The organism is Roseomonas acroporae, assembly GCF_023223525.1.
Lineage (GTDB): Bacteria > Pseudomonadota > Alphaproteobacteria > Acetobacterales > Acetobacteraceae > Roseomonas_E > Roseomonas_E acroporae.
Genome location: NZ_JALPRX010000072.1, coordinates 1 through 2639 on the forward strand (window position 1 = coordinate 1; position 2639 = coordinate 2639).

2 protein-coding genes are annotated in these 2639 nt (G+C 71.6%); one reads left to right on the forward strand and one right to left on the reverse strand.

The window, feature by feature from the left end; translation table 11 throughout:
* The coding region (locus tag M0638_RS16590; RefSeq protein ID WP_248668115.1) for a lactonase family protein at positions 1–1062 on the forward strand (1062 nt) is incomplete at its 5' end.
* Positions 1063–1467: 405 nt separating this feature from the next.
* Here the strand turns inward: M0638_RS16590 and M0638_RS16595 are convergent.
* On the reverse strand, positions 1468–2457 hold the full coding sequence (locus M0638_RS16595) for a Bug family tripartite tricarboxylate transporter substrate binding protein (RefSeq protein WP_248668116.1): 990 nt from the start codon (positions 2455–2457) through the stop codon (positions 1468–1470).
* Positions 2458–2639: the final 182 nt, after the last annotated feature.

Consider the following 2639-nt stretch of genomic DNA (forward strand, 5'->3'; position numbering starts at 1 on the left):
GGCGTGGCCGGGGTGGCGCAGAACCCGGCGCCCGACACGATCAGCATCATCGACCTCGCCGCGCGCCCGCCGCGCGTCGCCGCCGAGATCCAGGTGCCGACCAGCGTGGTCGGCCCGCCGCTCTCGGTGGCCATCACGCCGGACGGGAAGCTCGCCCTGGTCACCGCCAACCAGCGCGTCGACCCGAACGACGCGACGAAGACCGTCCCCGACAACCGGATGAGCGTGATCGACCTCACGGCCAGCCCGCCGCGAGTCGTCGCCACGCTGGAGACAGGCGCGGGGCCTGCCGGCGTCTCGATCAACCGCGCCGGCACGCTGGCGCTGGTGGCCTACCGAGAGGCCGGCAAGGTCGGCGTGTTCCGCATCCGCGACGGCAAGGTGGAGAATGTCGGCACGGTGGATGTCGGCACCCCCGCCTCGCTGGTCAGCCACGTCGCCTTCACGCCGGACGGGCGGCACGCGCTGGTGACGCGCAACGGCGACCACCAGATCAACGTGCTCGACGTGGACGGCGAGCGGGTGACGCGCACCGACCGGGTGATCGGCGCCGGCCGCAACCCCTACGGCCTCGTCGTGGCGCCGGACGGCCATGCCGCCGTGGTCGCCAACATCGGCAGCGGCACGGGCGATGCCGACACGGTGAGCGTGATCGATCTCTCGCGCGAGCCCTGGCGGGTGGTGGACACGGTCAGCGTCGGCCAGACCCCCGAGGGAATCCAGATCAGCCCGGATGGCCGCCTGATCGCGGTGACGGTGATGAACGGCTCCAACAAGCCCGAGAACTCGCCCTTCCGCGGCCCCGGGCTGGTGAAGCTCTATCGGCTGACCGGCACGCGGCTGACCCCGGCGGGCGAGGCGCGGGTCGGCACCTGGTCGCAGGGCGCGGCCTTCTCGCGCGACGGGCGGAACCTGCTCGTCGGCAACATGGTGGAGCGCAACGTGCAGGTCTTCGCCATCGGCGAGAACGGGCTGCGCGACACCGGGATACGGATCCCGGTGAACGGCGGCTCGGCGGCGCTGCGGACGGTGGAGGCGCCGGCGGCGCGCGCGGGACGCTAGAGCCGATCCAGCCTGACTGTATCAGGCCGGAACGGCTCTCGCCTTTTGATTTTTCGCATATTCCGAGCCGCTGAGCGAGGACGCTCTGCTTTAAAATGCTCTTGAGCCGTTCCGGCCTGACCGTATCAGGCCGGAACGGCTCTCGCCTTTTGATTTTTCGCATATTCCGAGCCGCTGAGCGAGGACGCTCAGCTTGAAAATGCTCTAGAGCCGTTCCGGCCTGACCGTATCAGGCCGGAACGGCTTCAGCCTTTTGGCTTTTCGCATTTCCTGAGTCGCCGGGCGAGCACGCCCGGCTTGAGGATGCCCTGGGACGAAGGGGGGCCGGGTCGCGGCGGGGCTTCGGCCCCCCACGGCCACGGGCCGGGCCGCCGAACGCCCGGCCGCCGCTCGCCTGAGCGCCGTTCAGGGCGCGAGCCGGATGTTCCGGCTGCGGATGATCTCGCCCCACTTGGCTTTCTCCCTGGCGAGATAGGCCGCGAATTCGGCCGGGCCGCTGCCGATCGGCTCGATTCCCTGCGCCATCACGCGCTCGCGCACCGCCGGGTCCCGCAACGCCTTCTGCCCGGCGGCGAGCAGGCGCCGGATGATCGGCTCCGGCGTGCCGGCGGGGGCGAACCAGGCGAAGTCGGTGGAACTCTCGAAGCCCGGCAGCCCGGCCTCGGCGATGGTCGGCACGGCGGGGAACAGCCGCGCCCGTTCCCGGCTGCTGATGCCGATGGCGCGGACGACGCCGCCCTCCACCAGCGGCTTGGCGGTGATCGCGTCGATGAAGTCCACGCCCACCTCGCCCGCCACCAGCGCCTGCGCCGCCGGGCCGCCGCCGCGATAGGGCACGTGCAGCATGCTGAACCCGCCCATCGACATCAGCAGCTCGGTGGCGAGGTGGCTGGTGCCGCCGATGCCGGAGGAGGCGAAGGTCAGCCGGTCCTGGCCCGCCCGCGCATAGGCGAGGAAGCCGGCGAAGTCCGTCACCGGCAGCGTCTTGCTCACGCAGAGCACCTGCGGGTTGGTGCCGGCCAGCATGATCGGGGCGAAGGCGCGGTCGTTGTCGTAGGGCAGGTTGTCGTAGAGGAAGGGGGCGATGGCGTAGGTGCTGTTGGTGCCGAACAGCAGCGTGTAGCCGTCGGGCTTCGCGCGCGCGGCGTAGGCATGTCCCACCGTGCCGGCGGCGCCGGAGCGGTTCTCCACCACCACGCTCTGGCCGAGCTCGCCGGTGAGGTACTGCGCCAGGATGCGCAGGAAGGAATCGCTCGATCCGCCGGCCGCCCAGGGCGAGATCACGGTGATCGGGCGGTCCGGATAGGGGCCGTCCTGCGCCGAGGCGCGCAGGGCACGCGCCATCGGCAACGCCAGGGTGGCTTGCAGAAGGGCACGGCGACGGGGCACTGACATGGCACACCTTTCGATCCCCGGCCGCGAGGGCGGCCGCAAGCGTGGTGGCGTCTCCCGGTCTGTCCGTCCCGGTCGTTGGCGGGACGGTCGTAGCGGCAGGGGAGGGCGCCGCCCTCCCCTGCACCCCACCCGCCAGGGGGCGAAGCCCCCCTGGAACCCCCCGTTCGATGTCAGGCCTCGCC

Excerpts from the sequence above, each read along its gene's own strand:
- M0638_RS16595 (WP_248668116.1), bottom strand. The coding sequence starts at position 2,457 with ATGTCAGTGCCCCGTCGCCGTGCCCTTCTGCAAGCCACCCTGGCGTTG.